Raw genomic sequence first — 16800 nt, 5'->3', positions numbered from 1 at the left:
ATAAAAAGCTGACGATGGCAAAAATGAGTGTTTATCTTGTGGGATAGACCAAAGTCGTGCAGTAAAAACTTGAGTTTTTAGGTAATTTAAAATCAGTAAAGTCCGGATTAAATATTTTTAAAATAAATCAATATAATAAAATCAATATCTTGTAATTAAACGTCGGGTTTTTATTAGGCAGCTTGGCTTGTCCGCTCTACTCAAATAGGTTTAAAATTCCCATATTCCTTTTCTTTTTTTAAGATCTCCCATGAGCAATTTGTCTACTTCTTTGTGGTCTCACATTCGTACGGTCCAAGATTTTCCAAAACCAGGAATTTGCTTCTTTGATTTGACCCCACTTTTCATGAGCAATATTGGTCCTTTGACTGACGCTTTGATTGCCAGCATTCCTGCTGACAAACTGGCAGAAGTAGAAAGCTTTATTGCGGTCGAAGCGCGTGGTTTTGTGTTGGCAAGCTTGTTGGCACAACGTACAGGCAAAGGCTTATTGTTGGTGCGTAAAGCAGGCAAATTGCCACCTCCAGTGGTCGGTGTGGGTTATAGCCTGGAATATGGTATGGATCGTTTAGAAATGTCTGCGGAAGTTCAGTCCCAGAAAGTAATTATTGTGGATGATGTTCTGGCAACTGGCGGAACCTTAAAAGCAGTGAATGAACTGGCTCAAAAATGTCAACATGAAGTACTTGGCGCAAGTATCTTCCTTGATCTTCCTGACCTGCATGCTGAATTAGGCCTGGATATCTGGTCAGTGCTGGATGACAAATCTCAGCCTGAAGCGGCAGTTGCTTAAGTTATACATTTAAAAAAAGCCCCAAAATTGTGGGGCTTTTTTATTGCCTGATAAAATGATCTTCGATTTCCTGAATCAGTGTATTAATTTGCTCAGGATGTTCCAGACGATGATGGCCGCCATCAACTGCCTGAATTTGCATATAGTCTTCAAGTTGTGTCTGAACCGCATGCATATCCAGAATTTCATCGCCCAGCTCCAGATAGGCAAACTGAGGAATATCATGCTGTAAATCGTGATGCCCAATCGGCGGATAATCATCGCGGAAGTTAGGCTGCAAAATGGGATTGGCCACTACACATGGAATTTGATACGCTTGTGACATTTTCAGTGCCCAATAACCGCCAAGACTGTGGCCGACCAGAATATCCGGTTTGATGGTTTCAATCATCTCATGATAAAACTCGGTGACCGAACTATAACTCAGATTTCGATAATCGACATCGATACAGTATTTATGTACCACATCAATGGCATGGAACTTGGTGGATTCTCTGGAGGAATCTAAGCCATGTAAAAACAAAATCTTAGACATAGTTCATTACTCATTTTTATGGGACATGCCATATTGGTTATTTGTTGATTGGCATATCATCTTCAATCTGAGCGTCATTGTAGAACGTCTGGGTGTACAAGGCAGTTAGCTATTGGTCTAAGCCACAATTTTGCAGTGCAATGATTTTGTATAACCCCTGTCTGATTTAAACTTTAATCCCAACTGAGAGCAGCGGGGTGCTGCAAAAGGTTGAAGAAAGGGAATTTAAAAGAGTGACAGAAGGGCTCAACCGAATGGTGTAAATAGCAGGATAGTGGATTTTTCCAAAGAAAAGCCGGTTCCTGAGAGTGTTTGCGCTACGATTTGAGAAGGATTTCTGCTATTCTATGCAACTTCTATTTTTTAACTAATCTTATTCGAGGCAGAGATGACGCAAACTAACGCTCAATCGACTTCTGAACAAATCATTTCCGAAAACGATTTAATTGCACAGCGTCATGTCAAGTTAAAGCAAATCGAAGCTCAGGCACAAGAAACAGGTAAGAGCCCATGGCCGAATACCTTTAAGCGTGAGCATTATGCCCAAGATTTACAAGACCAGTTCGCTGATAAATCTAAAGAAGAAATTGAAGCAGGCGAAAAGGTCTACGTCAAAGTTGCCGGTCGAGTGATGTTGAACCGTGGTTCATTTATTGTGATCCAGGACATGACAGGTCGTATCCAGCTATATGTGGCGCGTAAAGAACTCGCTGAAGATGTCCTGGCTACCATTAAAGGTCTGGACCTTGGCGATATCATCGCAGTCGAAGGTTATATCGGTCGTTCAGGTAAAGGCGATTTGTATGTACACATCGAACATTTTGAATTACTGACCAAATCATTACGTCCGCTTCCAGACAAGTTCCATGGTTTGAACGATACTGAAGTAAAGTATCGTAAACGTTATCTTGATCTGATCGTTAACGAAGAAACACGTAAAACTTTTGAAATTCGTGCCAAAGTTGTGGCGGGTATCCGTGCCTTCCTGACTGAAAAGCGCTATATGGAAGTTGAAACGCCAATGATGCATGTGATTCCAGGCGGTGCATCGGCACGTCCTTTCGAAACACATCATAATGCACTGGACATGTCGCTGTTCTTGCGTATTGCGCCAGAGCTTTACTTAAAGCGTTTGGTGGTCGGCGGTTTTGAACGTGTGTTTGAAATTAACCGTAACTTCCGTAACGAAGGTGTTTCTACCCGTCACAACCCTGAATTCACCATGATCGAATTCTATCAGGCTTATGCAGATTACAAAGACTTGATGGAATTGACCGAGCAAATGCTGGAGCGTCTGGCGATTGATATCTTGGGTACCACTGATGTGCCTTATGGCGATGAAGTGTATAGCTTCAAAGGGCCATTCAAGAAAATTTCAATGTTCGATGCAATTCTGGAAAATAACCCGCAATTTACCCCTGAAAATGTCAATGACCGTGAGTTCCTGGCAAAATTCCTTCAGGAAGAATTGAAAGAGCCGGTGAAACCAGGTTTTGGTCTGGGCAAACTGCAAACCATGGTATTTGAAGAAACCGTAGAAACCAAATTGCGTCAACCGACGTTCATTACTGAATATCCAGCGGAAACTTCTCCATTGGCGCGCCGTAATGATCACAATCCACACATTACCGACCGTTTTGAATTCTTCATCGGTGGCCGTGAGTTGGCAAATGGCTTCTCGGAATTAAATGATCCAATCGATCAGGCTGAACGATTCCAGGCACAGGTTGCTGAAAAAGATGCTGGTGATGATGAAGCTATGCATTACGATGCTGACTTTGTAGAAGCATTGGAATACGGTCTTCCTCCAACAGCAGGTGAGGGTATTGGTATTGACCGTCTGGTGATGATCTTTGCCAATGCAGCAAGTATCCGCGATGTGATCTTGTTCCCGCATATGCGTCATAAAAATGCTTAAATGCTGAATTCAAAATAACCCGCTCTGGCGGGTTTTTTTATACTTGAAATAAAATAGATTCAAAAATTAAAGACAAAAAAAACGCAATGATTGGGGTTGTCATTGCGTAGAAAAAGGAATGTTTTTTCAAACTATTTCAAAATTAACTGTGGAGAGAGTTAAATCTGATTCCTTACTGAATATGACCATAATAGGACGCATTCTCATATGACTCATCAGTATTCATGTTAATACATGTTAAATAAGGTTAAAACTATGAAGATTATGTGGGGGCATTTGCATCATTTTTGCGCAATTTTAGCTTAAATAAAAAAGCTCTTCATCAGAAGAGCTTTTAAGAGCAATTTTATATTTAGAAATGGAATACGCCGAGGCCAGATTTAACTTCATCCAGTGTCGCCTGGGTAATATCGCGACATTTATCCGTACCAGTTTTTAGAATATCCATGATGTAATCCGGATCTTTAGCCAGTTCAATACGACGCTCACGAATTGGACCGATCAATTCTTTTAAAATGCTTTCCAGACGTTTTTTCACTGTACCATCGCCTAAACCACCACGACGATAATGGGCTTTAAGTTCTTCCAGCTCTTCTTTATTTGGATCGAAGGCATCTAGATAGGTGAATACCACGTTGCCTTCGACCTGACCTGGATCTTCAATACGTAAGTGATTCGGATCGGTATACATGGCATTGACGGCTTTCTTAATATCTTTATCTGTTGCATCTAGCACAATGGTATTGCCCAAAGATTTCGACATTTTTGCTTTACCATCAAAACCAGGTAGGCGACCAACATTGGAAAGTAGTGCCTTACATTCTGGTAACAGGTCATGACCAATTTGACGGTTTAAACGACGCACGATTTCGTTGGTCTGTTCGATCATTGGAATCTGATCTTCACCCACAGGAACTACAGTGGCCTTGAATGCCGTAATGTCAGCAGCTTGAGCCACCGGGTAGCACAAGAAACCGGCTGGAATATCACGCTCAAAACCACGCATCTGGATTTCAGATTTAATGGTCGGGTTACGCTCAAGACGTGAAACCGTCACGAAATTGAGGTAAAGCATGGTCAGTTCATTTAGTGCTGGCAGGCATGACTGCACACAAATTGTGGTTTTAGTTGGATCAATACCGACAGCCAGATAATCCGTCGCCACTTCAATAATGTTACGACGTACTTTTTCAAAATTGTCCGCATTATCAGTTAGGGCTTGAGCATCGGCGAGTAACAAGTGTTGATGGTGAGAATCTTGCAGACCTACACGAGAGCGTAATGAACCGACAAAGTGGCCGAGGTGGAGTTGTCCGGTAGGACGGTCGCCCGTCAAGATCACTGGACGATTATCTTGATTACTCATTATCTATTCCAAAGGGTAGTCAGTACTACAGCTGTATTTTAACGAATGGCAACATTGTACGGCATTCTGTTTTTGATTGTCAGCCAGAAAAAAAGCTGTCGTAAAAAAATCTTATAAATTAAACAAGTGAATACAATATTTTTAAGAATTTTGATTAAACTATCTGGAAAGAAGATAAGGATAATAAGTATGGCGAGCAGTTTATTACTATTATTAGATGATATTGCTACTGTTCTGGATGATGTCGCTGTCATGAGCAAAATGGCAGCAAAAAAAACAGCAGGCGTCCTTGGTGATGATCTGGCTTTAAATGCGCAGCAAGTGACAGGTGTGCGGGCTGATCGTGAATTACCGGTGGTCTGGAAAGTTGCCAAAGGTTCTTTTGTTAATAAACTGATTTTGGTGCCGCTGGCATTATTAATCAGCTTTATTGCAGGCTGGCTGATTAATCCCTTGTTGGTGCTGGGTGGTTTGTTCCTATGTTATGAAGGCGTGGAAAAAATTATTCATACCTTGCATACACCGAAGGCCAAGGACGCGGAACAGGCGCGTGAGCAATTGATTCATACAGAAATGGATTTGCACCAGTTTGAAAATGAAAAAGTCAAAGGTGCTATTCGCACTGACTTTATCCTGTCTGCTGAAATTATCGTGATTACTTTGGGAACGGTCGCCGCAGCCTCGATGCTGACCAAAGTGACTGTTTTAAGCCTGATCGCGGTGGTGATGACCATTGGTGTTTATGGTTTTGTTGCGCTGATTGTCAAACTGGATGATATCGGTCTGCATCTGACTGAACAGCAGTCCGATTTTAAACAAAAAATAGGACGTGGCTTGTTGGCATTTGCCCCGATCTTAATGAAAATTCTCTCCATTGTTGGGACCGCTGCGATGTTTCTGGTGGGCGGTGGAATTATTAACCATGCAATTCCTTTTATTCATCACTTTACTGAAGACAGTGTTGCTTATGTGCAGGATATTCCCAGCATTGGCAACATTGTCGGTGCCGTAACACCGACCTTGATTAATTTCGCAGTAGGAATTTTAGCGGGTCTGCTGGTCATGCTGGTCATCAGCCTGATTAAGAAAATCTGGCCTAAATCATCAAAAGCTTAAGGTGTGGAAATATCTGGATATTAAGCAGATTAAGAAAAGGAAAAGACTATGCGTTGGAAAGGTCGTCGTGTCAGTAGCAATGTAGAAGACCGTCGCGGTGGTGGTGCCAAAGCTGGCGGAATCAGTATTGTTGGGTTGATTGTAGCCTTTGTGGCCTGGAAGTTTTTTGGTGTCGATCCACAGCAGGCTTATCAAACCACCAAGCAGGTCACTCAGGGTGTATCGGGTGCAGCAGAAACACGTGGCCTGGAAAATCCCACGCCAGAACAGCAGGAGTCGATTGATTTTGTCGGCACCGTATTGGCAGATACTGAAGATACCTGGAATCAGGTGTTTCAGCAGCAGTTAAATCAGCAGTATGTTCCACCGAAACTAGTGTTGTTTAACGGCATCGTGAATTCTGGTTGTGGTACGGCTCAGGCGGCCATGGGACCTTTCTACTGTCCGACAGACCAGAAAGTGTATATCGATACGGCATTCTTTAAAGATATGCGCAGTCAAATGGGCATTACCGGAGAACAGAATGCCACCGAACTTTCCCGCAATGATCAGGCGGGGGATTTTGCGCTGGCCTATGTTGTGGCCCATGAAGTGGGGCATCATATTCAGACGATTTTAGGTATTTCTTCTCAAGTACAACAGGCGCGTCAGCAAGCAAGCGAAGTGCAAAGTAACCAGCTTTCAGTGCGTCAGGAATTGCAGGCAGACTGTCTGGCCGGCGTCTGGGCTTACCATAATCATGAGCGAACCCAATTTTTGGAACAGGGCGATGTGCAGGAAGCGATGGATGCCGCTCATAAAATTGGCGATGACTATTTGCAGAAACGTGCCCGCGGGCAGGTGGTGCCGGACAGCTTTACTCATGGCAGCAGCGCGCAGCGGGTACAATGGTTTAATACCGGCTTGAAATCCGGTCAGGTTGCGAATTGTGATACCTTTAATCAAAATATTTAAATGACTTCGATAAAAAAAGGAGCAGATGCTCCTTTTTTTATTTATGCAGAAAACGCCGGAAATTTCTTAATATCTTGATACTGACGAATAATGCAGCCAAAGCAAACAGTGCAATTGCAAAGACCGTATATTTGAGGTTGCTCATGTCATTTTGATAAAACTGCTGAATATCTTGTTTGTTATATTCTAAAGCAGTTGCTTTGCCAGTCCGGCTATCTCTGAACTGGATTTTTTCAATATAGAACAGATTTCCCGCTTTGATTAAGTCAACAGTCTGGATTTGACGGGTATGCGATTGATTGTCTTCATCGCTACATAAAGCGCTGTAATGTTCACAGTTGATTTTGGCCACATAACCATTTCCTGCAATCAGAATAAAAATGGCATTGTCCGGTCGCTGGTTATTGGACACCAATACATACTGCTCCCCGGTTGAACTTTGTAAGGGAATGCTGGTGGCTTGCTGATAATGCTGTTCTGCTTGCAGAATTTCCTGAATTTTAGCAAAGCAGGTAAAACATAAGGACAACGTGATCAGAAAAATCACGCTGGCAAAACAGAGACGAAAAATGGTTTTGACAGTTTGATGCATGGGAGAAAAATTCAAAATAGAATGATGGGAAAGCAAAAGCCGAGTGCTGATCTGTATGTTAAATCATCATTCGAAAATACTGAAAAGAAACTTAACTCAATTCGATAAAAAACGGACTAAACTTGTTTTGCCAGAATACCTTGCTATTCAAATCTCTATTTTAACAACGCCTCTCGGCGCATAGTGCTCCATATCGCCCGATTTTAGGAAACCGAATGGGAAATTTCTTTTTTCTTCAGCTACTCACAGTCGTATTTGCCCTGTCCATTGCTACGACGATGTTTAATAAGCGTGTTTTGGGTTTTCCGCAAGCGATTGGTGTCCCTATTGTCTCGGCAATCTTTGTTTTCATTTTGCAGTGGGGCGCCAGTTTACTGCATGGCAATCCATTCTTTAGCATCAATATTGACAATATCGAGCAGGCTGTTCGTCACGTCGATTTCTATGATTTTCTGATCAATGGTGTGATCTGTTTTATCCTGACCTCATCTGCGCTGAAATTTAAAGTTTCGGATTTACGTAATCACTGGCGGCCGATCAGTATTCTGGCCGGTCTGGCTTTGGTGTTCTGTGCAGTGTTCTTTGGCGTAGTGTTGTATGGTTATCAGTTCCTGATTGGTAAGCATGTTGACTTGCTGGTTTTGCTTTTGCTAGGGGCGGCTTTAGGCGCTACAGATCCGATCGGTATCAAAGGCGTATTGAGTTCGGTTCGCGCACCGCATCATTTGATCGTTAAATTGGAAGGTGAGTCGTTATTTAATGATGCAATGTGTATTGCCTTATTTATGACCTTACTTAATGTCCTGCAAGGTGAAAACTTTACGATACTGGCAGTACTGCAAACCTTGCTTTATGAGATTGTCGTGGCAGTGCTGATTGGTCTCGGATTCGGTTTTGCGATCTTGCGGATTTTGCGCGGTAAGCATGAAATGGAATCTCTGATTTTGACCACGGCCTTGCTAGCTTGTGGTTCCTATCTGGTGGCTTTGCTGGCACATGCTTCCGCGCCAATTGCCTGTGTGATTGGTGGTTTGATTGTTGGCAATAAATGGAAAGAAATCCTAGCAGATGCCGAAATTGGTGACGTTAATCATTTCTGGCATACGGTTGAGGGAATTATCAATTCATTCCTGTTTACTCTGATCGGTCTGGAATTGTTTATTCTGGACTTGAGTACCAGTCTGGTTCTGGGCGGGATGGTGGCCTTTGTGATTCTGCATCTGGCCCGTTTTGCAGCCAACTATCTGGCCTTTGCTATGTTCCCAAAAGTCAGCAAGAAAAGCTATAACGGTAGTTTGACCATCCTGTCTTGGGGCGGGGTACGTGGCGGGATTTCTTTGGCCTTAATTCTGGCGGTCGCCAATATTCCTCAGCTGGAAGCCTATAGCAGTATTCTGGTGGGTTATACCTTTATTGTGGTGCTGTTGTCCGGTGTGGTGTGCGGCTTGGGCCTACCTGCGGTCATGAATGCCTTTTATTATAATCCCAATGAAGAGACACAGGGCTTTAAAGGTTGGTATCAACGCATGTGCCATAAAATGAATCGTAAGGGTTTTCGCTATATTGTCGGAGAAGATGCCAAAGGAAATGAGACTATTACTATCTTTCAGCCAGAAATTCTGATTGATCAGAAAGATGCAGATGGCGTTGCCACGGTGCATCATCCAGATAAGGTTCAGGAAGTAAAACGCTTAGAAAATCCGGATAATTTCTAAAGATAAAACTTAGAAGATCAAGAGACTGTTAGATTGGTTTTTATAGTGAGATGAGAGCTTGAATCAGCGTATTTCATCAGGCTTAATCACTCTCCTATAGCTTTTTTACTGGGGGTGGATTGTGATTTTTGATTTAAATAAGCTATTAATGAGATGAAAATGACCCAGACAAGTTCAGCCAGTCAGGAAATGGCAGAAATGATTTTGGCTGTGGTCAATCAGATTCCGTATGCCAAAGTCGCCACCTACGGACAGATTGCTAGACTGGCAGGTTTACCCAAACATGCGCGATTGGTCGGACGGGTATTAAGTCATCTAGATTCGGACACTGATATTCCTTGGTATCGGGTGATCAATGCCCAGGCGAAAATCAGTGTGAAGCAACTGGACGAACATGGCCAGAATATCCAGCAGCAAAAACTCATGCAGGAAGGAATTTTTCTTAAAGGTGATCGCTTGGATTTAAAACGCTATCAATGGGATTGTCTGGTCAAGATATAAAAGAAATCCCCACTTGGTGAAAAGTGGGGATTTTAAACATAACTTAGTTGCGAATCACCATTACTGGGATATCCGCTTGGCCGAGAATGCTTTGCGCTACGCTGCCAAGGAACAGCTTTTTGAAGCCCGTGCGACCATGGGAACCAATCACGATCAGGTCAGAATTTAAATCTTTAGCTGCTTTGACAATCTCGCTATAAATTACCTGACCCTCAAGGAGCTGTGTATCCACTTCAACACCGGCACCAGAGAATTTTGCTTTGGCTTCATCCAGCGTTTTCAGGATGGAAGTACGGGCACGTTCAATCAGGTCATTGGTTTGTGCCGCAGAGATATATTCCGCAGCGATATAAGGGTCCAGTGCCAGCACTTGAACCACTGTGACTTTACTGTTAAATGCTTTGGCAATTTCTACAGCTTTATCCACTGCAGCATACGATGTTTCTGAACCGTCAACAGGTACTAAAATATGTTCAAAAGGCATTAGAATTCTCCTGAGGGGAATTTAGAGTTATAAAATTATGACGCGTTAAACCGGGTACGAATAGTTGTTTATACTTTGATCATAGCCTGTATTGTATAAAAATAAAACCAAGTAAATACATAGGTATAATGTCTAATAGATTAAAAAATGAAGCACCTGTTTAGAGCTATTTAATTGGGTGATTTATTTAGCCTAAGTTAATAATTTATATGTAATTAATGTGATAGCCTAAGACAGTGATTAATCACATCGAATAGAGGTCGGGTCTAATTTTATTTGCGGTGACAGCTGTTCATAGCGATTTAAAATTGTTTGAGCTTCACCTGCATAAATTTTTTGCTGTAGCTGCCGGATTTTATGTTCTGTCACATGTAAACGCGCACAATGTAATGCAATCTGATTTTCCCGGGTTACCGCCAGTCGTTGGCTCTGATCATATTCCGGATAGCGCTCGATTTTCTGCTGTGCTCTGCTGAGTTGTGCCAAAGACCTTTTCTGCTGCATGCTCATCAGTTGCTGCTGATTAATCCACTGTGCCACATCACGTCTGACGCCATTATAATCTACGAAAATAGGCGAGATGGTCTGGCAGGCACTCAGACTTGAAAGGCCAATGAGTAAAATAAATATTTTGATTTTATACATCTAATGATTCCTCGAAGAATTAAATGGTGCTATGAATGCGTGAATTACATACTAAAAAACCCTTTTTTGTTTAAAATTTAAAAGTTTATTCCGTATTTGCATAAAGACTGAACATTTGTGTTTTAAAATGCTTGACGATAGAAGCTGAAATTACGATAATGCGCACACAGTTTACGGCTATGTAGCTCAGTTGGTTAGAGCACCGCACTCATAATGCGGGGGTCACAAGTTCAAGTCTCGTCATAGCCACCATTTTAAAAGACCAAGCTCTCAGCTTGGTCTCTTTTTTTGTCTTTTAAAAAGTACTGCAAACTATAAAAAATATTTGAAGCATCCACTAATTTTTTCAGATTTCTCAAAACATCATTTTTCCTTAATGTTGAGTCTGATCTTCATTTTACTGTCGCATAAAAAAATCGCCCAAGCATTCACTTGGACGATTCTGATTTACATCATTGAGAGCAGAATTTAGCTACCTGCTTTCCATCCATTGACGATTGGATAACGACGCTCACGACCATAAGAACGTGAACTGATACGTGGTCCAATGGCACCTTGGCGGCGCTTGTACTCATTGATATCAACCAGACGAATCACTTTTTTCACGACTTCAGCATCAAAGCCTTTGGCAATGATATCGTCTTGACTCATATCTTCTTCAATATAAGAGTACAAGATCGCATCTAGAATGTCATAAGCAGGCAAAGAGTCTTGATCGACCTGATCCGGACGCAGTTCTGCTGAAGGTGGGCGGGTAATCACACGTTCCGGAATCACTGGAATTTCTGAAATGCTGTTACGATACTTCGCCAGTTCAAACACAATGGTTTTATATACATCTTTCAGAACTGCATAACCACCGACCATATCGCCATACAGGGTGCAATAACCGACAGCTAGTTCAGATTTATTACCGGTTGCCAGCACCAGATTACCGAATTTATTAGACAGGGCCATCAATAAGGTGCCACGTGAACGTGCTTGCAGGTTTTCCTCGGTGGCATCGACTGGAGCATTGCCAAAGAATGGGAATAGCACCTGCATAAAGCCGCTTACCACTGGATTGATTTCGGCAATACCGAAAGTCACGCCCATATTTTTGGCTTGAGCCGCTGCATCTTCTACACTGATTTGTGCGGTATAGGTATAAGGCATCATCACGGCTTGAACTTTGTCTGCACCAAGCGCATCTACAGCAATCGCCAGGGTCAGGGCAGAGTCAATCCCGCCAGACAGGCCCAGAATCACACCTGGGAAGCCAGAGCGTTGTACATAATCACGTGTGGCCATGACCAGGCTTTGATAAATCTCAGCCATGGTGTCTAAAGCAGGTGCAATTGCGCCTTTGCTGAATTGCAGCTGTTCAGCATTAAATTCTGCAATTGCCAGATTTTCCTGGAAAGTTGGTGCCTGTAAAGCCACCTCGCCAGATTTGTTGAGCACAAAACTGGTACCGTCAAAGATCAGATCATCTTGGCCACCGACCTGGTTACAGTACACCAGATTGATATTTAGCTGTTTGACCAAGGCCGCCATGGTTTCAATGCGATGTTGTGGTTTACCCACTTCATATGGCGATGCATTCAGTACCAAAGCTGTGTCGATATTCAATTTTGCCAGTTGCTGAACAGTGGCTAAAGACCAGACATCTTCACAGATCAGTACGCCAAATTTATGTCCAAGATACTCAAAAACCAGATGCTGATGACCTTCGCCAAAATAACGCTTTTCATCAAATACGCCATAGTTTGGCAACACTTGCTTGTTATAAACACCCAGTACTTCGCCATCTTTCATGACAGCAGCCGAGTTATAACGCTGACCATCTTCAGTTTGATTAACAAAACCAAAGACCATGACAATATCTTTTACTTCAGTCAGTTTTTCAAAAGCCGCTTTGGTGCGTTTCACCAGGCTCGGGCGAATTAATAAGTCTTCTGCAGGGTAGCCCAGCGTTGAAAGTTCAGGAAAGATAATCAGATCCGCTTTATCTTTTTTAGCCTGATTCGCCAGATCAATCATTTTTTGCGTATTTGCATCCAGATTGCCCACATGTGGAGAGAATTGAGCAATTGCAATTTTAAAACTTTTCATTCCAAGTAAATCCTATTCCTATAGGTTGATACACTAAATTACTGATTTTTATAATTCTAATTATCCAGTTGAGTGCACATCGATATTCATAAAATGCCAAATGGCTTAAATAAAAAAACTTTTTATCGCATGATCATTGAATCTTAATCTGCGATGCAAAATAATCATACCGGCTTATTTTATCGAAATTTTATCGATAAGCTAGAGCTGATTTAGCAGAACAGGCATTGAGTGAAAAAGTTATTATATAAAATTAGAAAATATGCTGATTTTTTATGCATCTAGGCTTATATAGATTTAAAGATTGAAGTCGAAATTTTGGCTTTTAAAATATGCCTTATCTATTTTCTTTGGAATTAAACTGATTAAATATCATCTGTTTATTTGTGAGTTTAAAATAATATTCGGAATTTTTTTTAGAAAAATATCCCGGGCAATATCGCCTTGCTGTTCAATATTGTAGGTTGAAAATGATTTGTTGGGATTAAATTGATATTTGTACGGATTATATTTTCCCAAGCTAAGAAAATAAGCACTTTGTAAAAATGCGCCTTTTAAAAGCACATTGATGCGGCATTGGTGTTGATAAATATGCGCCATCTCATGAATAAAGAGCGCTTGATAAGATAAACTCTCGCGTGAATAATCTTCCCGATAATTTAAATTGCGTACATGTATGTAGCCACTGGGCGCCATAATGACATGTTTGGATTGCCAGGGCAGGTAGGGGTGATTCATGATTTTAACGCGGGAATAATCGATCAGGTTGCCAAATACTCGTTGGGAAATTTTGATTTCACCAGACGTTAAACTGCGGCACTTAAACTGTTCAAAACGAACCAGTCTCAAAATAAAGGGCAGAAAATACAACAGCATTCAATATACGTCCTGTTTTTAGGTGACTTAATCCGTGAATATGATTTTGATATATTCATTTTAAAACGTTTCAGGTCAATTTTTTGTAGGCTTTTGTCAGTGCTAAAAAAACCACCCGGGTGGGTGGTTTTCTTGAGTCTTTCGACGCGGTTCGAATTAACGAACGATATCGCGTTGAACTTCGCCAGTATAAAGCTGACGAGGACGACCGATCTTGTAAGGACCGCTGTGCATTTCTAACCAGTGGCTGATCCAGCCAACAGTACGTGCAAGCGCGAAGATCACAGTAAACATTTCTGTCGGGATACCAATCGCTTTAAGGATGATACCTGAGTAGAAGTCTACGTTCGGGTATAGGTTACGCTTGATGAAGTATTCGTCAGAAAGCGCGATACGTTCAAGTTCCATAGCCAATGCAAGCTGTGGATCATTGATGCCAAGTGCACCAAGAACTTCGTCACAAGTTTCTTTCATTACTTTCGCACGTGGATCGAAGTTTTTGTAAACTCGGTGACCGAAGCCCATTAGTTTAACTTCTTTAGTTTTTACTTTTTCCATGAAGCCAGCAACGTTTTCTACAGTGCCGATTTCGTCAAGCATCTTAAGAACAGCTTCGTTCGCGCCGCCGTGAGCAGGACCCCAAAGTGCAGAGATACCAGCAGCGATACATGCATACGGATTCGCACCGGTAGAACCAGCTAAACGTACTGTAGACGTAGACGCATTTTGTTCGTGGTCAGCATGAAGCGTGAAAATACGGTCCATTGCTTTTGCAAGAATTGGATCAACTTTATAATCACGGTCTGCAGGAGTAGCAAACATCATGTGCAGGAAGTTTTCTGCATAACCAAGGTCGTTACGTGGGTAAACGAATGGTTGACCGATGGTGTACTTGTAGCTCCAAGCCGCCAGCGTAGGAATCTTCGCGATTAAACGAATTGCAGTGATTTCACGGTGGTTCACATCTTCGATGTCAAGGTTGTTGTGATAGAACGCAGACAACGCACCAACCACACCTACCATGATCGCCATAGGATGCGCATCACGACGGAAACCATTGTAGAAACGGCTAACTTGATCGTGAACCATTGTATGGTTACGTACTTTAGCGTCAAATTCTTCTTTTTGCTCAGCAGTTGGAAGTTCGCCATTTAACAATAAATAGCAAGTTTCCAAGTAATCAGCTTTAGTCGCCAATTGATCGATTGGGTAGCCGCGGTGTAAAAGTACACCTTTGTTACCATCGATGAACGTGATTTTAGACTCGCACGCAGCTGTCGCCATAAAACCAGGATCAAAAGTAAAGTGACCTGCAGCCAACACATCTTTAACGTCGATTACATCTGGGCCCAATGTGCCGCTGTAAATTGGTAGTTCAATTTCTTTGCCATCAAGCTGTAAAACGGCTTTCTTGCCAGTTGCTTCAGACATTCAATAGATCTCCTGTCCTGGTGAATGTATATCCGCTTTGTCTATCAATCTTTTAATGCACAAAACGGACGGATCAAAAATTTGCTATAAGATTAGTGAGTACTGAAATTTTGTCAATTATACTTATGGATGAAAAATGACGGCCGCACAGCAGTTTAGTCACATTCGCTCAGTATAAAAAGTTCAGTAAAATCACAGCATCAAACCTCTATAATAAGTCAAATTGATGCAGAGGTGCAGAAAAAAATAGACTGCTTGGGGCATTTGTAAGCGTTTTTTCCTAGCAAGAAATGCGGGCGAAAATAGTGAAAGATTAAGGTGAGCATGCTTAAAACTATATAAATCTCATAACTTACATCGTTTTTGCCAAGCTGAATTTAACAGGTAGAATTATAAATAAAAGCAATTAATTGAATTTTGAATATGGTTCAATTGATTAAAAAGTAGCTTAATAAATGGCCAGTTTGGCAGCAAAGGTAAGCAGTATAAAAATAAATGAATGATTTTTTGAATCTAAATGCTTCAAATCGATTGAAAAACCCATCGTGTGGTGTACTAAGTCGCTATTTAACATCAGGTTATCTGAATCACTGCGCTGCTGATGAATTGGGGCAATTGGTCTGTTAAATCTAGACACTTGATTTAAATCTGAATTAAAAAGAGATTTAAATAATATTTGTGATGGAACTGTGCATCTTTAGTCTAAAACTCAAACATGATCCTGTAGGCTGAAAACCGAGTAAATTAATCATCTTAATTATTTAAAAACAATCATATAGATAGGAATTGAAAGGGTGGAATAATATATAAAGTCTGACTTATTGTTGTTAATGATTCTTATTTAATGGTTTTTTATCCAAAAAGCCAAATTCAGCCGTTTGTATTTTAATAGTTCACGTTTTATAATTCAGTGTCGTTTTGATTTTAGGCATGTATTTGCCTGAGAATGCCAGCTTTCCTTCGAATTAATTCCAACAAACTCCGGATGGAGTTTTTACTTACAGGATGCCCGCTGTGAAAAGCAACAGACCTGTCAATTTGTCCATGGGTCAAGTTTTAGAAGTAAACTTAAAATCACCCGTGGCTATTGCATCAATTCTACACCGTCTTTCAGGTGTTATCGTATTCTTACTCGTACCGGTCCTTCTATGGATTTTAGACAAGTCATTGTCTTCGCCTGAAGGTTTTGCGCAAGTTCAAGAAATCTTTAACGGTTTCATTGTTCGCTTTATTGTATGGGTATTTGTCGCCGGCATGATTTTTCACTTTATTGCGGGTGTTAAGCATTTACTTGCTGACATTGGCGTTGCTGAAGAACTAGAAAGTGGCCGTGTTGCATCTACTATCGCATTAATCTTGTCTGCAATCGGTATTGTTGCAGCATTTGTATGGATCGTACTCTAATGAAAAGCGCTACTGGTTTAACAGGTTCAGGTTCTCGCGATTGGTTTCTCCAACGTGTCAGTGCTGTAGTTCTAGCTGTTTATACCGTTGTTGTACTGGGTTGGATTCTACTGAATGGTGGTTTCAACTTTGAACAGTGGTACGGCTTTATGATGACAGTTCCAATGAAGATTATGTCTTTATTGGCGGTCTTATCTCTTGTTGCACACGCATGGATCGGGATGTGGCAGGTATTCACGGATTATGTGACTACTCGTCAAATGGGTCCTTCAGCTTCAGGTTTACGCCTTGTACTGACTTCAGCAGTGATCATTGCTGTACTTGCATATGCAATCTGGGCGATCCAGATTTTTTGGGCGAATTGATAGGAAACAAT

Annotated in this window: 16 protein-coding genes and 1 tRNA gene; 9 read left to right on the top strand and 8 right to left on the bottom strand. The window is 41.5% G+C overall.

Annotation, left to right across the window (positions count from 1 at the left end; translation table 11 throughout):
- Window positions 1–250 precede the first annotated feature (250 nt).
- Window positions 251–793 carry an adenine phosphoribosyltransferase gene (locus PYW33_RS11125; RefSeq protein WP_004646276.1) on the top strand — a complete coding sequence of 181 codons (543 nt, stop codon included), beginning with the start codon at window positions 251–253 and terminating at the stop codon, window positions 791–793.
- A 40-nt stretch (window positions 794–833) separates the two neighbouring features.
- Here the strand turns inward: PYW33_RS11125 and PYW33_RS11120 are convergent, their stop codons facing one another.
- The gene (locus PYW33_RS11120; protein WP_004279417.1) at window positions 834–1328 is read right to left on the bottom strand and encodes a YqiA/YcfP family alpha/beta fold hydrolase; all 495 of its coding nucleotides are present in this window, start codon (window positions 1326–1328) and stop codon (window positions 834–836) included.
- Between the two features lie 388 nt (window positions 1329–1716).
- On the opposite strand from PYW33_RS11120, the gene lysS reads away from it, so the two are divergent.
- Window positions 1717–3246 (top strand): lysine--tRNA ligase, encoded by a 1530-nt coding sequence (gene lysS / locus PYW33_RS11115; RefSeq protein ID WP_004646277.1) that lies wholly within the window; start codon window positions 1717–1719, stop codon window positions 3244–3246.
- A 352-nt stretch (window positions 3247–3598) separates the two neighbouring features.
- On the opposite strand, the gene trpS is transcribed toward lysS, so the two are convergent.
- On the bottom strand, window positions 3599–4612 hold the full coding sequence (trpS, locus tag PYW33_RS11110; protein WP_004279419.1) for a tryptophan--tRNA ligase: 1014 nt from the start codon (window positions 4610–4612) through the stop codon (window positions 3599–3601).
- A 189-nt stretch (window positions 4613–4801) separates the two neighbouring features.
- Here trpS and PYW33_RS11105 point away from each other — a divergent pair, with 189 nt between their 5' ends.
- Together PYW33_RS11105 and ypfJ are read left to right on the top strand one after the other, a co-directional pair.
- The gene (locus PYW33_RS11105) at window positions 4802–5728 is read left to right on the top strand and encodes a DUF808 domain-containing protein (protein WP_004646278.1); all 927 of its coding nucleotides are present in this window, start codon (window positions 4802–4804) and stop codon (window positions 5726–5728) included.
- Between the two features lie 48 nt (window positions 5729–5776).
- A complete protein-coding gene (gene ypfJ / locus PYW33_RS11100; protein ID WP_004646279.1) occupies window positions 5777–6682 on the top strand; it encodes a KPN_02809 family neutral zinc metallopeptidase in 906 nt (301 codons plus the stop codon).
- A 37-nt stretch (window positions 6683–6719) separates the two neighbouring features.
- Here the strand turns inward: ypfJ and PYW33_RS11095 are convergent, their stop codons facing one another.
- A complete protein-coding gene (locus PYW33_RS11095; protein ID WP_016806662.1) occupies window positions 6720–7274 on the bottom strand; it encodes a hypothetical protein in 555 nt (184 codons plus the stop codon).
- A gap of 215 nt (window positions 7275–7489) precedes the next feature.
- Between PYW33_RS11095 and PYW33_RS11090 the strand changes: the two genes are divergently transcribed.
- Both PYW33_RS11090 and PYW33_RS11085 read left to right on the top strand, forming a co-directional pair.
- Window positions 7490–8989, top strand: a complete 1500-nt coding sequence (locus tag PYW33_RS11090) for a cation:proton antiporter (RefSeq protein WP_004646282.1) — start codon at window positions 7490–7492, stop codon at window positions 8987–8989.
- Window positions 8990–9148: 159 nt separating this feature from the next.
- Complete coding sequence (locus PYW33_RS11085) at window positions 9149–9490, top strand: MGMT family protein (RefSeq protein ID WP_004646283.1); 342 nt, start codon at window positions 9149–9151, stop codon at window positions 9488–9490.
- A 43-nt stretch (window positions 9491–9533) separates the two neighbouring features.
- Here PYW33_RS11085 and PYW33_RS11080 read toward each other — a convergent pair whose 3' ends face one another.
- Window positions 9534–9974 (bottom strand): universal stress protein, encoded by a 441-nt coding sequence (locus tag PYW33_RS11080; protein WP_004279425.1) that lies wholly within the window; start codon window positions 9972–9974, stop codon window positions 9534–9536.
- A 240-nt stretch (window positions 9975–10214) separates the two neighbouring features.
- Window positions 10215–10619 carry a hypothetical protein gene (locus tag PYW33_RS11075; RefSeq protein WP_004646284.1) on the bottom strand — a complete coding sequence of 135 codons (405 nt, stop codon included), beginning with the start codon at window positions 10617–10619 and terminating at the stop codon, window positions 10215–10217.
- Window positions 10620–10794: 175 nt separating this feature from the next.
- Between PYW33_RS11075 and PYW33_RS11070 the strand changes: the two genes are divergently transcribed.
- Window positions 10795–10871: transfer RNA gene (locus tag PYW33_RS11070), tRNA-Met, on the top strand.
- A gap of 216 nt (window positions 10872–11087) precedes the next feature.
- On the opposite strand, the gene PYW33_RS11065 is transcribed toward PYW33_RS11070, so the two are convergent.
- The 3 genes from PYW33_RS11065 to gltA form a co-directional block, all read right to left on the bottom strand.
- On the bottom strand, window positions 11088–12713 hold the full coding sequence (locus PYW33_RS11065; protein WP_004646285.1) for an NAD+ synthase: 1626 nt from the start codon (window positions 12711–12713) through the stop codon (window positions 11088–11090).
- Window positions 12714–13085: 372 nt separating this feature from the next.
- Window positions 13086–13589 (bottom strand): hypothetical protein, encoded by a 504-nt coding sequence (locus tag PYW33_RS11060; protein WP_004646287.1) that lies wholly within the window; start codon window positions 13587–13589, stop codon window positions 13086–13088.
- 156 nt (window positions 13590–13745) lie between these two features.
- The gene (gene gltA / locus PYW33_RS11055; RefSeq protein ID WP_004279429.1) at window positions 13746–15020 is read right to left on the bottom strand and encodes a citrate synthase; all 1275 of its coding nucleotides are present in this window, start codon (window positions 15018–15020) and stop codon (window positions 13746–13748) included.
- Window positions 15021–16025: 1005 nt separating this feature from the next.
- Here gltA and sdhC point away from each other — a divergent pair.
- Window positions 16026–16424, top strand: coding sequence for a succinate dehydrogenase, cytochrome b556 subunit (gene sdhC / locus PYW33_RS11050; protein ID WP_004279430.1), 399 nt, complete (start codon window positions 16026–16028; stop codon window positions 16422–16424).
- Window positions 16424–16789 (top strand): succinate dehydrogenase, hydrophobic membrane anchor protein, encoded by a 366-nt coding sequence (gene sdhD / locus PYW33_RS11045; RefSeq protein WP_004279431.1) that lies wholly within the window; start codon window positions 16424–16426, stop codon window positions 16787–16789. Before sdhC ends, sdhD begins: the two co-directional genes overlap by 1 nt.
- Window positions 16790–16800: the final 11 nt, after the last annotated feature.

This window comes from Acinetobacter lwoffii, assembly GCF_029024105.1.
GTDB classification, from domain to species: domain Bacteria; phylum Pseudomonadota; class Gammaproteobacteria; order Pseudomonadales; family Moraxellaceae; genus Acinetobacter; species Acinetobacter lwoffii.
The sequence above is the reverse complement of the archived record's forward strand: the minus strand, read 5'-3'. Positions and strand labels throughout refer to the sequence as shown.

Bases quoted from the DNA above. Each gene is read 5' to 3' on its own strand.
- sdhC (WP_004279430.1), top strand. From the start codon at position 16,026: ATGCCCGCTGTGAAAAGCAACAGACCTGTCAATTTGTCCATGGGTCAA.
- sdhD (WP_004279431.1), top strand. From the start codon at position 16,424: ATGAAAAGCGCTACTGGTTTAACAGGTTCAGGTTCTCGCGATTGGTTT.
- PYW33_RS11125 (WP_004646276.1), top strand. From the start codon at position 251: ATGAGCAATTTGTCTACTTCTTTGTGGTCTCACATTCGTACGGTCCAA.
- PYW33_RS11085 (WP_004646283.1), top strand. From the start codon at position 9,149: ATGACCCAGACAAGTTCAGCCAGTCAGGAAATGGCAGAAATGATTTTG.
- PYW33_RS11095 (WP_016806662.1), bottom strand. From the start codon at position 7,274: ATGCATCAAACTGTCAAAACCATTTTTCGTCTCTGTTTTGCCAGCGTG.
- trpS (WP_004279419.1), bottom strand. From the start codon at position 4,612: ATGAGTAATCAAGATAATCGTCCAGTGATCTTGACGGGCGACCGTCCT.
- PYW33_RS11060 (WP_004646287.1), bottom strand. From the start codon at position 13,589: ATGCTGTTGTATTTTCTGCCCTTTATTTTGAGACTGGTTCGTTTTGAA.
- ypfJ (WP_004646279.1), top strand. From the start codon at position 5,777: ATGCGTTGGAAAGGTCGTCGTGTCAGTAGCAATGTAGAAGACCGTCGC.
- gltA (WP_004279429.1), bottom strand. From the start codon at position 15,020: ATGTCTGAAGCAACTGGCAAGAAAGCCGTTTTACAGCTTGATGGCAAA.
- PYW33_RS11065 (WP_004646285.1), bottom strand. From the start codon at position 12,713: ATGAAAAGTTTTAAAATTGCAATTGCTCAATTCTCTCCACATGTGGGC.
- PYW33_RS11080 (WP_004279425.1), bottom strand. From the start codon at position 9,974: ATGCCTTTTGAACATATTTTAGTACCTGTTGACGGTTCAGAAACATCG.
- PYW33_RS11090 (WP_004646282.1), top strand. From the start codon at position 7,490: ATGGGAAATTTCTTTTTTCTTCAGCTACTCACAGTCGTATTTGCCCTG.
- PYW33_RS11105 (WP_004646278.1), top strand. From the start codon at position 4,802: ATGGCGAGCAGTTTATTACTATTATTAGATGATATTGCTACTGTTCTG.
- PYW33_RS11120 (WP_004279417.1), bottom strand. From the start codon at position 1,328: ATGTCTAAGATTTTGTTTTTACATGGCTTAGATTCCTCCAGAGAATCC.
- PYW33_RS11075 (WP_004646284.1), bottom strand. From the start codon at position 10,619: ATGTATAAAATCAAAATATTTATTTTACTCATTGGCCTTTCAAGTCTG.
- lysS (WP_004646277.1), top strand. From the start codon at position 1,717: ATGACGCAAACTAACGCTCAATCGACTTCTGAACAAATCATTTCCGAA.